Source organism: Synechococcus sp. PROS-U-1 (assembly GCF_014279755.1).
Lineage (GTDB): Bacteria > Cyanobacteriota > Cyanobacteriia > PCC-6307 > Cyanobiaceae > Parasynechococcus.
In genome coordinates this window covers 1,921,986-1,935,483 of the sequence record NZ_CP047951.1, presented here as the reverse complement: position 1 = coordinate 1,935,483, position 13,498 = coordinate 1,921,986, and the positions used below count along the sequence as shown (strand labels likewise).

At 62.5% G+C, this 13,498-nt stretch carries 11 protein-coding genes and 2 pseudogenes; 7 read left to right on the top strand and 6 right to left on the bottom strand.

From position 1 onward, the window contains the following. Nucleotides 1–100: 100 nt before the first annotated feature. From SynPROSU1_RS10695 to SynPROSU1_RS14035, 5 genes and pseudogenes are all read left to right on the top strand, one after another. On the top strand, nt 101–676 hold the full coding sequence (locus SynPROSU1_RS10695) for a hypothetical protein (protein WP_226424080.1): 576 nt from the start codon (nt 101–103) through the stop codon (nt 674–676). Next, a complete protein-coding gene (locus SynPROSU1_RS10690; protein ID WP_186515170.1) occupies nt 669–3,800 on the top strand; it encodes an efflux RND transporter permease subunit in 3,132 nt (1,043 codons plus the stop codon). Before SynPROSU1_RS10695 ends, SynPROSU1_RS10690 begins: the two co-directional genes overlap by 8 nt. After that, nucleotides 3,797–4,966 carry an efflux RND transporter periplasmic adaptor subunit gene (locus SynPROSU1_RS10685; protein WP_115070378.1) on the top strand — a complete coding sequence of 390 codons (1,170 nt, stop codon included), beginning with the start codon at nt 3,797–3,799 and terminating at the stop codon, nt 4,964–4,966. Before SynPROSU1_RS10690 ends, SynPROSU1_RS10685 begins: the two co-directional genes overlap by 4 nt. A gap of 27 nt (nt 4,967–4,993) precedes the next feature. Further along, nucleotides 4,994–5,407, top strand: a pseudogene (locus SynPROSU1_RS14040) (EamA family transporter); the annotation flags it as partial. A 224-nt stretch (nt 5,408–5,631) separates the two neighbouring features. Further along, a complete protein-coding gene (locus SynPROSU1_RS14035; protein ID WP_255442426.1) occupies nt 5,632–5,823 on the top strand; it encodes a MerR family DNA-binding protein in 192 nt (63 codons plus the stop codon). A gap of 24 nt (nt 5,824–5,847) precedes the next feature. On the opposite strand, the gene SynPROSU1_RS10675 is transcribed toward SynPROSU1_RS14035, so the two are convergent. The 5 genes and pseudogenes from SynPROSU1_RS10675 to grrP all read right to left on the bottom strand — a co-directional run bounded on the left by SynPROSU1_RS10675 (nt 5,848) and on the right by grrP (nt 10,120). Continuing rightward, nucleotides 5,848–7,314, bottom strand: coding sequence for a multicopper oxidase family protein (locus SynPROSU1_RS10675; RefSeq protein ID WP_370586223.1), 1,467 nt, complete (start codon nt 7,312–7,314; stop codon nt 5,848–5,850). Then, nucleotides 7,311–7,484 (bottom strand): annotated as a pseudogene (locus SynPROSU1_RS10670) (glutaredoxin); the annotation flags it as partial. The gene SynPROSU1_RS10675 and the pseudogene SynPROSU1_RS10670, both read right to left, overlap by 4 nt. 149 nt (nt 7,485–7,633) lie before the next feature. Then, nucleotides 7,634–8,821 (bottom strand): cyclophane-forming radical SAM/SPASM peptide maturase GrrM/OscB, encoded by a 1,188-nt coding sequence (gene grrM / locus SynPROSU1_RS10665; RefSeq protein ID WP_186570487.1) that lies wholly within the window; start codon nt 8,819–8,821, stop codon nt 7,634–7,636. Further along, nucleotides 8,818–9,219 carry a GrrA/OscA1 family cyclophane-containing rSAM-modified RiPP gene (grrA, locus tag SynPROSU1_RS10660; protein WP_186570486.1) on the bottom strand — a complete coding sequence of 134 codons (402 nt, stop codon included), beginning with the start codon at nt 9,217–9,219 and terminating at the stop codon, nt 8,818–8,820. Before grrA ends, grrM begins: the two co-directional genes overlap by 4 nt. 40 nt (nt 9,220–9,259) lie before the next feature. Further along, nucleotides 9,260–10,120 (bottom strand): extracellular substrate binding-like orphan protein GrrP, encoded by an 861-nt coding sequence (gene grrP, locus SynPROSU1_RS10655; RefSeq protein WP_186570485.1) that lies wholly within the window; start codon nt 10,118–10,120, stop codon nt 9,260–9,262. Nucleotides 10,121–10,310: 190 nt separating this feature from the next. On the opposite strand from grrP, the gene SynPROSU1_RS10650 reads away from it, so the two are divergent. Further along, on the top strand, nt 10,311–11,369 hold the full coding sequence (locus SynPROSU1_RS10650; protein WP_186572362.1) for a trypsin-like peptidase domain-containing protein: 1,059 nt from the start codon (nt 10,311–10,313) through the stop codon (nt 11,367–11,369). A gap of 38 nt (nt 11,370–11,407) precedes the next feature. Next, nucleotides 11,408–12,127 carry a ribose-5-phosphate isomerase RpiA gene (gene rpiA, locus SynPROSU1_RS10645; protein WP_186570484.1) on the top strand — a complete coding sequence of 240 codons (720 nt, stop codon included), beginning with the start codon at nt 11,408–11,410 and terminating at the stop codon, nt 12,125–12,127. On the opposite strand, the gene hisD is transcribed toward rpiA, so the two are convergent. Next, entirely contained in the window at nt 12,120–13,427 is a 1,308-nt protein-coding gene (gene hisD / locus SynPROSU1_RS10640; RefSeq protein WP_186572361.1) for a histidinol dehydrogenase, read from the bottom strand. The two genes, rpiA and hisD, sit on opposite strands and share 8 nt — an antisense overlap. Nucleotides 13,428–13,498: the final 71 nt, after the last annotated feature.

Genomic DNA, 13,498 nt, shown 5'->3' with positions numbered 1-13,498 from the left:
GCGGATCAACAGGGCACAGATCTTAGTGAGGGCAGTGGATTTCATCTGTTTTTCATCCCGGTTGTGCCAACTTCCGCCTATCCAGTGCTTCCCCAGGCCTTTGCTTCCCCGAATCCTGCAGCTGGCGGCCAGCGCCAGCCTTGCTGCCACAGCCTTACTCGCAGCGCCCATCGCCACGCCCCTGGCCCTGGCGCATGTGGGCCATGGCGATGAGTTTCAGCAGCAGGGCGACGCACGCCAGGTGCGCCGCAACGCCGAAACCGATGCCCTGTTGGGGGTGGCCACGGCAACGCCGGAAGACGGGCCGGATGGGCTCTCGGTTCCCTCCACTGCTCTAGTCGATGCGAATGGCAAGCCACTGCTGTTCGTGCAAACCCAGACCACCTACGACCCTGTTCTCGTGGTGACGGGTTCCAGACAGGGTGACCGGGTTGTGATCACCGAGGGCCTTGATCCCACCGACGAGGTGGTGATCTCTGGCGCCCTCTCGCTGTACGCCGAATCGAAGAAGACACCACAGGCTGAGCCGGCAGCAGATAACAAAGCCGCTGCGCCACAGGACAGCGCGACGGCGAGCCCGTCCGCTCTACCCATTCCCGCCCTGGCAGCTGGCGCGGTTGTCGTACTCACCGCTGGGGCTATCTGGCTGAACCGCCGCAGGAAGACGGATGCTTGAGCGGTTGCTCAACACAACGCTGCGGTTTTCGATCGCACGCCGCTGGCTGATCGTTGCCGCCGCGGTGGTGATCAGCCTCTGGGGCCTGCTGGCGGTGAGCCAGATGCCCCTGGATGTGTTTCCCCCCTTCGCGCCGCCGCAGGTGGATGTGCAAACCAGCGCCGCTGGGCTCTCACCGGAAGAAGTGGAAACCCGCATCACGCTGCCGATCGAATCGGCAGTGAATGGCATTGCCGGGGTGGAGACCGTGCGCTCCTCCTCCAAGCCGGGTTTGTCGATGGTGCAGGTGGTGTTCAACCAGAACGCCGACATCTACCGCGCCCGCCAATCCGTGGCGGAGCGGCTGCAACAGGTGAGCGCCCAGCTGCCTACCAATGCAGATCCCCCCGAGCTCTCCCCGCTGGTGTCGCCTCTGGGCACAATCCTGCAGGTCGCCTTCACCGTGAACGGCGATGGCGCCACATCGCTGATGGATCTGCAGCAGCTGGTGTTGCGCTCCTATCGCCAGTCGATCCTGGCGGTGCCCGGCGTCGCCCAGGTGACGATCTACGGCGGCGATGAGCAGCAATTTCAGGTGCTCCTTGATCCCCAGGAGCTGCAGGCTCAGGCTGTCTCGCTCAAGGCGGTGATGGAGGGTGTTGGCTCGGCGATGGCCACCAGCCCTGGAGGCTTTCTGATCGGGGGTGGCCAGGAGCGGTTGATTCGCCCCTTGGCTCAGGTCACACAGGTGAGCGATCTGGCGGATGCGGCGGTGAAGAGCGAGCAGGGACGATCGGTGCTGCTCTCAACACTGGGAGAAGTGAAGCGCGGTGCAGCGCTCAAACGCGGTGACGCCAGCTTCAACGGCAAGCCAGCTGTGGTGCTGATGGTGACCAAGCAGCCCGATGTGGACACCCCCACGGTGTCCCGGGCAGTGGAGCAGCGCTTGGCCGAGCTGAACCGCACGCTGCCGAGCGATGTGCAGGTCCAGACCACATTTCGTCAGAGTAATTTCATCGATAGTGCCATCCGCAATGTGAGCGAGTCGCTGCTCCAGGGGGTGGTGATCGTTTCGGTGGTGATCGTGCTGTTTCTCATGAACTGGCGCGCCGCCGTGATCAGCCTCAGCGCCATTCCGCTGTCACTGCTGATTGGCCTGATGTTGATGAAGAGCCTGGGCCTGGGCATCAACACCATGACCCTGGGTGGGCTGGTGGTGGCGATCGGTTCGGTGGTCGACGACTCGATCGTCGACATGGAGAACTGCTATCGGGGGCTGCGCCGCAACCGGGCCAGCGACACGCCCAAATCGCCCCTGCAGGTGGTGTTCGACACCTCGGTAGAGGTGCGCCAGCCCGTGCTGTTCTCCACCGTGATCATCGTGGTGGTGTTTGCGCCGATCTTTTCGCTCACCGGCGTAGAAGGGCGCATCTTTGCGCCGATGGGCCTGGCCTACCTGCTGTCGATCGCGGCCTCCACCCTCGTAGCGGTAACGCTCTCTCCCGCGTTGTGCGCCATCTTGCTTGCGCCTGCGGAGCTGCCAGAGGAGAACACCTGGCTGGCTAACCGGGCTGAGCGGCTCTACCGGCCAATCTTGGATCTAGCGCTGAGATCACCGCAGCGCGTGCTGGCCATCGCTCTGGCGCTGATCGTCGCCACCACAACGATCCTGCCGGCACTGGGCCGGGTGTTTCTACCGGAATTCCGCGAACAATCGCTGGTGAGTTCGATGGTGCTCTACCCCGGGGTGTCACTGGAGATGACCAACCGAGCGGGGCTTGCACTGACCCGTTCGCTGCAGAACAACCCGTTGTTTGCATGGGTGCAGGTGCGCACGGGCCGCGCCCCCGGTGATGCCGATGGGGCCGGCGTGAACCTAGCTCACGTGGATGTGGAACTGAGCGATCAAGCCATGGCCAATCGGCCCGCTGCCATTGCCGAGCTGCGGCAGGCTTTTTTAAAGCTGCCCGGTGTGGCGCCCAACATCGGCGGCTTCATCTCGCATCGCATGGATGAGGTGCTCTCGGGGGTGCGCAGCGCGATTGCAATCAAGATCTACGGCACCGATTTAGGCGAACTGCGCCGCATCGGTGAGGCGGTGGAGAAGGCCATCAAACCCATTGATGGAGTGGTGGATCTGCAGTTGGAACCGCAGCTGCCGATTCCCCAGGTGCAGATCCACTACGACCGCCCGCTTGCGGCGGCGCTGGGGCTCACGGTGGAGGAGCTGTCGCAAGCAGTGGAGATCGCGCTCAACGGCAAGGTGGTGGGCCACGTGGTGGAAGGGGGTGTGCGCAGCGATGTGCTCGTGCAGCTTCAGGAGAATGCTCGCCAGAACCTGGAGGCCATCCGCTCGTTGCCGGTGGCCTTCAGCAATGGCATGACCGTTCCTCTCGGCAGTGTTGCCTGGGTTGAGGAAGGTCTGGGGGCCAACATCGTCAACCGAGAAGATGTTTCCCGCATGATCGTGGTCTCCACCAACGTCAGCGGCCGGCCCCTCGGCACTGTCGTCAAAGACATCCAGCGCACCATTGCCCGTGAGGTGCCACTGCCTCAGGGCTACACGATCCGCTACGGCGGCCAGTTCGAATCAGAAGAACGGGCAACCGCGTCTCTGGTCTTCTACAGCGCTGTTGCCGCAGTGGTGATCGGTGTGCTGATGGTGATTTCGGTGAAATCAGTGCCCGCCACAGTGGCGATCATGCTCAACCTGCCCCTGGCCCTGATCGGAGGTGTGGTGGCGGTGTTGCTCACGGGAGGAGTGCTATCGATCGCCTCGTTGATCGGCTTCATCACGCTGTTTGGCATCGCCGTGCGCAATGGGTTGTTGCTGGTGGACAACTACAACCGCCGCCACGGCGCAGGGCAACCCCTGGGCGAGGTGATCCGTGAGGGAAGCCTGGAGCGCCTCAACGCCATCCTGATGACAGCCCTCTCCTCGGCACTCGGAGCCTTGCCTCTTGCACTCGCTTTCGGGGCCGGGAATGAAATCCTGCAACCGTTGGCTGTGGTGGTGCTCGGTGGATTGACCACCTCCACGGCCCTGACCCTGCTGGTGCTCCCGGCGCTCTATGCACGCTTTGGCCATTGGCTGCTGCCCGCCCGCGACGGTTCGGCGTCGTCTCTTGCCTCTCTCCCGTCATGAACCTGAGCCTTAACCACCTCACGCATCACCTGCGCCAACCCGGCGTGCTTCTTCCTCTGGCGATCTCCGCATCTCTGCTGGTTGGAATCGGTGTGGGTCGCCAGAGCAGCCGGCCGGTCTCTGCGCCATCGGTTGCGGCGATGGACCGTGCGGATGCCAATGGCAGCGTGGCTCTCAGCGAAGACCAGCTTCGGCGATTGGGATTGACCACTGTTCGCCCCGAACTGAGCTCGGGCACGGAACGTCCGATCACTGGTTTTGTTGAAGCAGCAACATCGTCGCGCTCAAGCGTGGGGATGCCTGTGGCGGGACGTGTTTTACGTCTGATGGTGTCACCGGGCACCCGTGTTCGTGCTGGCGAACCGATCGCAGAAGTCCAAAGCGCTGATGCGGCTGCTGTACGCGCCGATGCCGATGCAGCGCAGGCCACGGCGCACTCGCTCGCATACCTGTACCGCCTTGCCGAACCCATGGCACGGCAAGGTGCACTCTCGACCCAGGAGCTGGAAAGCCGCCGCATCGCCAGCGTTACAGCCGCGACGACAGCCAGGGCAGCCGCTGCCAAGGCTTCAGCGCTAGGGAAGCCTGATGATTCAGGGCGTCTGTTGATTCGCAGTCCAATTGCCGGTCAGGTCACTGCTGTGAGCACCTCACCCGGTGCCGTCCTGTCTGTGGGGGAAGACGTGGCCCAGATCAGTGATGTCACAGGGGGTGAGCTTCGCTTCCTCGTGTCACCGGGACTCGCCACGAACATCAGGACCGGACAGCTGCTGCGCGTTCGAGCGGGAGCTCAGACGCTGCAGGCACGGGTGATCGCTGTGGCACCTGATGCGCAAACCGCCGGGCGCGTGATGCTGCTCCGCGCGCAACCTATTGATGCTCAACTCCCACCGATCGGAACAGCTATCACGGCCTTTGTGCAGATCCCATCCTCCGAGCAACGGTTCATTGTTCCGCAGGATTCCATTGCCCTGATCAATGGATCACCGGTGGTCTTTCGCTATCAACGGGGGGCTGTGGAACAGGTTGCTGTGGTGGTGGCCCAGCAAACGGCGGGGCAAGCGGAAATCCTTCAGGGTGTTCGTCAAGGTGATGTGCTCCTGAGAGGCAACACGCAGATGTTGCGCAACGCACTGGATGCTTCCAAGGACAGCAGCCAGAACTGAGTGAAGTTCAGCAACCCGATCAAACCGATGGCATCCTTGAGATGCGGTCAACTCTCTGGCTTCGCTGCGGCCGTGCTGTTCGGATGCAGCGCCCCACTGATCAGTACGTTCACGGCCAGCGGTTCGTCCCTGAGCATTGCCGGGTTGCTCTACGCAGGGACGACTCTGGCTCTGGCGATTGTTCGGCTGATGAAAGGCCGAACCCAGGATGAAAGCCCCCTCCAACGGCGTGATGCGCCTGCCTTGGCTGGGTTGATCCTTCTGGGCGGGATCGTCGGGCCCGTTGCCCTGGTTCACGGCCTGGCGCGGTTACCAGCCGCATCGAGTTCACTGTTGCTCAACCTTGAGACCGTCTTCACCCTGGCCATCGCTGTTCTGGTGGGGCGTGAACATCTCGGCAAACGCGGCGCTGCGGCAGCAGCGCTCACCATCGCTGGGGCCATCGTTCTTTCGGATGGATCACTCGGCGGTGTCAATGCCACCGGAGCTGCCCTGATCGCTCTGGCGACCCTGGCCTGGGGGATCGACAACAACCTCAGCCAACGCCTGAGTCTGCGCGATCCGATTCAGATTGCCACCGTCAAGGCACTGGGTGCATCGCTGCCCATGCTCGTTCTTGCCTGGGTCCTGGGGCATCCCTTTCCACCTGCCGCCGTCTGCGGGCCATGGATCTACCGCTGGCGACGGTTGGCACTGTGCTGGGTGCACGGCGATCCGGGAATTGCACCTGCAACGATCTCCAGGCCACGATCCGCGGCAAGCTCACCGAGATTCAGCAGCGCGTCCACGAACTACAGAGCCTGGAAGCCGAACTCAACACGATGCTGAACACCTGGGAGCGCTGCGGCGGCCGTTGATGCGTTGCGCGATCAGCGCAGTGCTCAGGCTTCGATCAAGATGTTGCCCATCATGCCGAGCTCCTCGTGATCGAGGATGTGGCAGTGATACACGCTCTTGCCAGCAAAGTCGCTGAAGCGGGTGCGCACGCGCACGGTTTCGCCAGGGCGCACCAGCACCACATCCCGCCAGGCCCGGTAGGGCTCAGGCCTGCCATTGCGGCTGATCACCTGCATCGGATTCACATGCAGATGGAAGGGGTGATCCATCACGCCTGTGTTCAGCAGCTCCCAGTCCTCTGTGTCTCCCAATTGCACGCGCGTGTCAATGCGCCCATGGTTGTAGCTCTGGCCGTTGATCAAAAAGGCCATGCCCATGCCTGGTGCCATGCCGTGATTCATCACAAATCGGCGCGTACGCAGCGGGCTGGGGAGCTCCTCCACCGCTAAGAGCTGCTGCGGCAGAGGCTGCGGCGCTACAACGCCATTGGTGCTCACCGTTGCGATGACATCAGCTTGTTCCTGGCCAGACACCGCTCTCCCCATGCCCATACCCATACCCATGCCCATACCCATGCCGCCCATCATTGGGCGCCCCAGGCGCCTGTAGGGGAGGTTGTTCAAGCGAAACCGACCACCTTCGGGAGCCACCTGCACCAACACATCGGCACGCTCGCCGGGCACCAGCAGCAACTCCTGCAACGGCAGTGGTTGCTCCAGTGCACCACCATCAGTGGCAATCAGATGCATGGTGTGACCCTCCAGCGCCAGTCGCCAGAAGCGGGCATTGGAGGCGTTGAGAAGGCGTAGGCGCAGCAAGCCGCCGGCTGCAACCTGCAGCTCGGGCTTCACCTGGCCGTTCACGCTCAGAATCGAGCCTTCTCGGCCAAGCATCACACCAGAACCGGAGCGCTGGTTGGCGGCTGGAAGATCCTTGAGCACAAGCACTTCTTCCTGGGCCGCCTGCACTTCAGGGATGCGATCGAGATCGCCTCTCACCAGCAGCGCACCACCCAGGCCACCAAACACCTGGTCAGCCACCGTTCCATGGTGATGGGGGTGGTAGTAGAAGAGGCCCGCCGGGTGATTGTCCGGCAAGGAGAAGCTGCAGCTCTGTCGCTGGCCAGGAGCAACCCTCAGGAACACATTGTCGGCTGCTCCGCTGGGTGGAATGTGCAGGCCGTGGTAGTGCAGATTCGTTGGCTGAGTCAGGCGGTTGTGCAGCTGGATCCGCACCGCATCACCAGGCTGCAGTTCAAGCTGGGGGCCAGGGAGTAAGCCGTTGTAGGTGAGTGCCCGTCCTGATGTGCCAGGGATGCTGATGGACGTTTCCTGCGCTACCAGATCCAGCTCCAGCAGGCCAGCTTGAGAGCGCACTGGCGACGTCGCCGCCGCGTTGATGCTCCTCCGTGGATCTGCGGCCCAGCCATGGCAGCCATGGCGCAGAGCCGCGACTGAGGCTGCTGCAGTGCCACCGGCTGCCAGGGCGAGAAAGGAGCGCCGGCTGATCACAACGCACCCCCAGAAGCAAGAGCCATCACTGGCTGAATCAACATCGCCAAACCCATCAGCCCCATGATCAGATTCTCAGCGAAGCTCACCACCCCCAGCGGTGTGCGGGAGTTGCCGCCCACGCAGGCACAGTTCAGTGCCAGGTGATCGACGAACACGGCTTTGCCGAGCAGTCCCTTGGGACGCTCCACCTTCTTTTTCACGATGGGGTCGCCACCTCCCACAGGAGGCAGAAAGCTGCAGGCGGCACTGGCCTGCATCGGGATGAGCAGCAAGCCCAGGACGTGCAGAACAGCAACGGATCGCATCGAGAACCAGATCAATTGGATGTAAGGGGGGTCAGGGGAGGACCCTCTTCAAACCGCTCCAGCAGCACCTGAACAGGAATCTTGGTGCCGAAGCGGCAGGCGTTGGTTTCGCTGGCCGCGAGGCTGCCGTGCTCCCAGAACTTGTTGCTGCCGTTGCCTCCGCCACAGAGGCCGAAGTATTCACAGCTCTTGTGGCAGGTGTCCACGCCGCTGGTCATGTCGGCCATGAGGCGTCGGAACTGATCGGTGTGGGTGGACTCCACCAACGACAGATCACGCAGGTTGCCGAGGTTGAAGCTGCCGTAGCGGTCGCTGGCCACCGACAGCAGCTCGGGGTCGAAGGTGGAGAAATTCCCCTCCCAATCCACGCTGAGAATCGAGAACGGGCGATTGAGCTCGTTCTGGGTCATCCGCTCGTTGCCTTGAATCAGGCTGATCACCTGTTCAAATTCCCGCAGCACCACGGGATAGCCGTCCTGCTCGCTGAGTCTCCAGAACGCCCGCAGGAAGTCGCGATACTTCTCCTCCATGGCAGAGCCTTGCATTGAGGAGCTGGTGTTGATCCCCTCCTGCTCCTCAACGTTGAAGCCCACATCACTGATGCCGTTGTCGCGGAAGAAGCGGTACATCCGCTCCGGCTGCTCCATGGCATCGGCGGTGACCACCGAGATGCAGTGGAAAGGAACATCGTTGCGGTGCAGGGCTTCAATCCCCTTCATCGCCATGGCGTGAGAGCCGCGTCCGTTGCGGAAGCGCCGGTGGGCGTCGTGGATGTCTTCAGGGCCATCCACACTGATACCCACCACGATGCGGTTGCGGCGGAAGCAGTCGCACCAGGCATCGTTGATCAACGTGGCGTTGGTCTGAACGTGCTGGGTGAAGTCCAGCCCCTGAGCATTGAACTGCTCGAGGCTGCGATACAGGATCGCTGTCGCCTCGTCGTACCAACTGGTGGGCAGGGTGAGGGGTTCTCCGGCATGCCACACCAGACCGAACTCCGGCCCGGCATAGGGGCTTTCCAGAATTCGCTGCATCAACAGCGGCAAGAGGGCGAGGTCAAAGACCCGCTTCTTTTGCCGATCGGGCAGATAGCAATAAGAACAATCGAGGTTGCACAGCGATGTGGACTGCACAACCACGAGCCCGATGGGCCCGAACCGGTTGAGGTCGGGCCCGACGTTGGGAGAAGAAACAATCACCAGTTCACGAATCCGCCGCCACCGTTCTTCCAGCCACCGCCACCGTTGCGCCAGCCACCGCCGTAGCCACCGTTGCCCCAGGTGTTGCGGCTATTGCCCCACTTGTTGCCGCTCTTTCCATTGCCCCACTTGCCTTTTCCACGGCTGTTGCCGAACTTTTTGCCCTTGCCGTTTTTCCATTTGCTCTTGGCAACAAGCTCACCTTCGATTTCGGGATCCTTGAGAAGGCTGCCCCAGTCGGTGTTCCGAACCGCTTCGATTCGGGCTTCGATGCTGTTGGCTTTGGCCTGCCCGTTCAGCTGCTCAGGCGCGCTGTAGCTGGAGCTGGCTTGGGCGGTTTGGCAGAGCACTGCGCTGGAGGCCAGCAGTGCTTGAAAGGCAATAAGAGAACGCTTCATGGCTGTTGATGGATAAAGAAGGAAAGCAATCGAGGAGCAGTCAGATTCCCGGTGTCGCTGGGGTGTTGATTTCTGCTGTGACGCTGAGGATCAAGCCGTACAAGGAGCGGATTGACTCTTGGCTCAGGCCCACATCGCTGCCGGGACCAATCCAACGGTTGATCATGCGGCGGGTGCCGGCATCCCCATCCATATACGCCTGCATCATCTGGCCTAAGGCGATGTTGGTGGAGGAGAGCAGCTTGCCGTTGTCTTGTTTGACGATGCAGCTGATGCCGGAGCGGCCATAAGGGCGGAAGGGCAGCAGCGCCGTTTTGTCGATGCGGCTGTTGGCGGCCAACCACAGTGTGCCGCCACCTAGCATGGGAACGTCACCCGAATAGAAGGCGTTCAACGCTTCGATCGGGGTGTCGTAGCTCTTCAGTGTGGCACCGGGTACCACGCTTTTCAGCACCTTGGCGGACTGAGAGTCCTTGACCACCCCGATGATTGTTCCTTCCAACGAGGCAGGGGTTCCATCCATGGTGGTGTCGCTGGCCATCAGCACTCTGGTGCCACCGATGCCGAAGGGAAGGCTGTAGGTGACTTGCGTGGAGCGGCCCCAGGTGAAGGCCACACCGCAGGCGATGTCGGCTTTGCCGGTGATCACAGCGCCAATGCCGTCATTCACCGACGTCGCTACCCGGTAGTCCACCTTGCGGCGTTTGGCCTGGATTCGGATCTGCTCAAGAACATCAACCCCGAGGCCCTCGTAGCCGGCATCCGTCTTTTGATACAGAGGCTTGACCTCCTCAAAAATCACCGCTTTGAGCGTTGTGCTTTCCGCGGAGGCTTGAGGGGTGAGGGCAACCGGGCCAGCCAGGGCAAGCAGGGCTGCCGCTGGAGCCAGAAGTGCACGCATGTGAAAACTGCGTTTCCTCGACTCTTAGCTGGGATTTCCACGCTTGTCCGCGCATTGCTATGGGGGTTGTGAGATTGCGATCGATTTGGACCAAGGCCCGTTTCTGCGGCTGGATCCGATAAAAAGAAGGCAATTCCTGGGTCTTGTCTTGCGGTACGCCCTGCGTCAACTCTTGGCTGTGCTGGTGGCCATGGCTGTCTTGGTCGGTGAAGCAGCGTCCGTTCAGGCCCTGGAGCACAGCTTTGTGGCCGATGCCGTTCAGCGGGTGGCTCCGGCGGTGGTTCGGATCGACACCGAGCGCACCGTGGAACGCCAGCCCTTTGATCCCACGCTGCTCGATCCCCTGCTGCGGGATCTGCTTGGCGACCCCCCCACTGGTCCGGGGCGGGAACGGGGCCAAGGCTCCGGTGTGGTGATCGATGCCAAGGGGCTGGTGCTCACCAACGCCCATGTGGTGGATCGGGTGGAGTCCGTCAGCGTCACCCTGGCCGACGGGGAACAGCGCGATGGCCAGGTGGTGGGCACCGATGCGGTGACGGATCTGGCCCTGGTGCGTCTCGAGGGGGATCAACTGCCGCCGCGGGCTCCCCTGGGTGATTCCGAAGCCATGCAGGTGGGCGATTGGGCGATTGCCCTCGGCACCCCGTTCGGCTTGGAACGCACGGTGACCCTCGGCATCGTCAGCAGTCTGCACCGCAATATCAACAGCCTTGGCTTCGCCGACAAACGGCTGGAACTGATTCAGACCGACGCCGCCATCAACCCCGGTAATTCAGGCGGCCCCTTGGTGAACGGTGACGGTCAGGTGATTGGGATCAACACCTTGGTGCGTTCGGGCCCCGGTGCCGGCCTCGGTTTTGCCATTCCGATCAACCTGGCCCGCCGGGTGGCTGATCAACTGCAGCAGCAGGGTGAGGTTGTGCATCCTTATATCGGCCTGCAACTCGTTGCGCTCACGCCCCGCATCGCGCGCGAGCACAACAAGGACCCCAATGCCCTGGTGCAGCTGCCGGAACGCAGCGGTGCCCTGGTTCAAGCGGTGCTTCCCGATGGCCCGGCCGAAAAAGCAGGCCTGCGCCGCGGTGATCTTTTGATCACCGTTGATGAGCGCGACATCCCAGATCCTCAGGTGCTTTTGGAGGTTGTTGATGCCGCTGCCATCGATGCTCCACTGCCCTTGAAGGTGCTGCGGGCGGGTCGCGAGTTGACCCTGTCAGTCAAACCTGAGCCCCTGCCTGGAATGGCTTGAAACTCTTGCTACGGTCCCGCCCACAAGGACGAGACCTGATGGCTGATCTTCAGACCCAGATGAAGCAGGCGGTGGCCGATGCCGCTGTTGAACAGATCAAAGACGGCATGGTGCTGGGGCTGGGATCAGGATCGACTGCCGCACTAATGATTCAAGGCCTGGGCGCCAAACTTGCCAGTGGCGAACTCAAAGACATTGTTGGTGTCACCACCTCTTTTCAGGGCGAGGTGCTGGCTGCAGATCTGAACATCCCCCTGCTCAGCCTCAATGCCGTCAGTCGTATTGATCTGGCCATCGACGGTGCCGATGAAGTCGACCCTGGCTTTCAGTTGATCAAGGGTGGTGGTGCTTGCCACGTGCAGGAAAAACTAGTGGCGGCACGGGCCGATCGTTTTGTAGTGGTTGTGGATTCCACGAAACTTGTGGATCGTCTCAACCTCAGTTTTCTGCTGCCGGTTGAAGTTCTTCCTGGCGCCTGGCGCCAGGTGAAGCAGCAGCTGGAAGCCCTCGGAGGCAGCGCTGAACTGCGGATGGCCCAGCGCAAGGCCGGACCGGTGGTCACCGACCAGGGCAACCTGGTGCTGGACGCCAAGCTCAACGGCGGCATCACTGATCCGGCGGCCCTGGAGCAGACCATCAACAACATCCCCGGCGTGTTGGAGAACGGACTGTTCGTCAACATCACCGATGAGGTGTTGGTTGGCGAAATTGCGGATGGCGTGGCGGGTGTCCGCAGCCTGGAGAAGCGGCCTAGCTGAGGCGCCGCCGCACGGATTCGGCGTGGCTGTGCAGGCCTTCACTGGTGGCTAGCTCCTGCACAGCTGAACCCGTCGCCTCGAGCGCAGCCCGGTTGAAACCGATCAGGGAGGTGTGGCGCATGAAGGTTTCAACGCTCAGGGCCCCGCTGAAGCGCGCGGCTCCACAGGTGGGCAGGGTGTGGTTCGGGCCTGCCAGGTAATCCCCCACAGCCTCCGGAGACCAGGGGCCCAGGAAGATGGCTCCGGCGTTCTGAATCCGATCCGCCAGGGGTTCGGGTCGTTCGACCAGGAGCTCAAGGTGTTCAGGCGCGAAGCTGTCACTGAGGCGGGCACAGCTCTCGAGGTCGTCGCACACCACCACAAGGCCCCAGTCCCGCAGAGAGGCTTCGCAGATCTCGTGACGGGGGTGGTTGACCAGTTGCTCTTCGACCGCGGCGTTGATGCCGTCGGCGAGAGCGCTGTCGGTGGTGATCAGCACCGCTGCCGCCAGAGGGTCATGCTCAGCCTGCGCCAACAGATCCGCCGCCACCTGATCCGGCTTTGCGGAGTGGTCGGCGATTACCAGAACCTCGCTCGGACCCGCCAGGGAGTCGATGGCCACCTGGCCGTAAACCGCCTGTTTGGCCAGGGTGACGTACAGGTTGCCTGGGCCGCTGATGACATCCACTTTGGGCACGCTTTCGCTGCCGTAGGCCATGGCGGCAATGGCCTGGGCGCCCCCAAGGCGGAACACTGTCTTGACGCCCGCGAGGTGCGCCGCTGCAAGAACCACAGGGTTGACCTCGCCATCCCGTCCGGCGGGGGAACAGATCACCAGCTCTTTCACCCCGGCGACACGGGCTGGCACGGCATTCATCAGCACGGTGCTGGGGTAGGCCGCGCGTCCGCCGGGGACGTAGAGGCCCGCCCGCTGCACTGGTCGCCAGCGCCGTCCGAGCTGCTCGCCGTGGGGGCCCGTTACCGCCAAATCGGCGGGACGTTGGCGTTGGTGGAAATCGGTGATGCGGCGATGGGCCAGCTCCAGAGCATCACGCAGGTTGGTCGGCAGCGTGATCCATGCTTGTTCGAGCGCCGTCTGGGGAACCGCCATTGGCACAGGCCGAAAGCCATCGAAGCGTTCCGTGAAATCTGAAATCGCCGCATCGCCGCGGTCGCGCACCGCCGCAAGAATCGCGTCGACCCGCTCTCTGGCTTCGCTTTGCTGCGACTGAGCCGTGCGACTTGATAGGCGCTGCAGTTCTGTCTGGGCCTGTTCCGGATCCCGCACGATGCGCAGGGGAGCGACGGCCGGTTGGCTCACAGACAAAGGAATGGTGGAAGGTGAAGTCAAGTTAGGACTCGACAATGAAGGGGAGCGGTCTGGTCACGGAG